This is a genomic window from Pseudoalteromonas sp. 2CM28B, from assembly GCF_023161935.1.
In genome coordinates, this window is record NZ_JALNTH010000105.1 from 1 (window position 1) to 872 (window position 872).

General features: G+C 42.0%; 1 protein-coding gene. It reads right to left on the reverse strand.

From position 1 onward, the window contains the following. Window positions 1-872 (reverse strand): efflux RND transporter permease subunit (locus tag MTN96_RS36825; protein ID WP_248534845.1); only part of this gene is annotated, 872 nt, incomplete at both ends.

Genomic DNA, 872 nt, shown 5'->3' on the forward strand with positions numbered 1-872 from the left:
ACAATAATCCAACGAAATTTCATCGCCATTTTTAACAATGGTTCATAAATAGACTTGGTTGAACGAATAACTACACTTTCTTTTTCGCTGATTTTACCTTTCATAAACACAGCTACAGCAGCAGGAACCAGTGTAACTGAAAGGATCATTGCGGAAATTAACGCCATAACGACAGTTGCCGCCATAGGGTGGAACATTTTCCCTTCAACGCCAGTTAGCGTGAAAATGGGGATGTAAACAACAGTGATAATTGCCACACCAAACAAGCTTGGACGTATCACTTCTGAAGTGGCTTCAAAAACGGTATTTAGGCGTTCTCTTAAGTCTTGCCTATGACCGTTGTGTTGGGCCTGTGCTAACCTACGGACAGAGTTTTCAACGATGATTACAGCCCCGTCCACTATCAAGCCAAAGTCCAATGCGCCGAGACTCATTAAATTGGCAGATACTCCTGCTTGCACCATACCTGTGATTGTCATTAACATGGAAATAGGGATAACAGCAGCGGTAATGAGAGCTGCACGTAAATTTCCAAGTAGAATAAATAACACAACAATAACTAAAAGCGCACCTTCAACGAGGTTTTTGGTAACGGTTGCAATCGCTTTATCTACTAACGTTGTTCTGTCGTAAACAGGCTCTGCGGTAATGCCCTTTGGCAGAGATTTTTGTATTTCGCTGAGCTTATGTTCCACTTCTAAAGCAACGGTGCGAGAATTCTCACCAATCAGCATCATGGTTGTACCAAGCACTGTCTCAATGCCATTACGAGTAGCAGCCCCTGTTCTAAGTTCTTTGCCTATAGCAACATTGGCAACATCACTTATTTTTACAGGAATACCATCGTTCTTTTTGATGATGACATTGAGGAT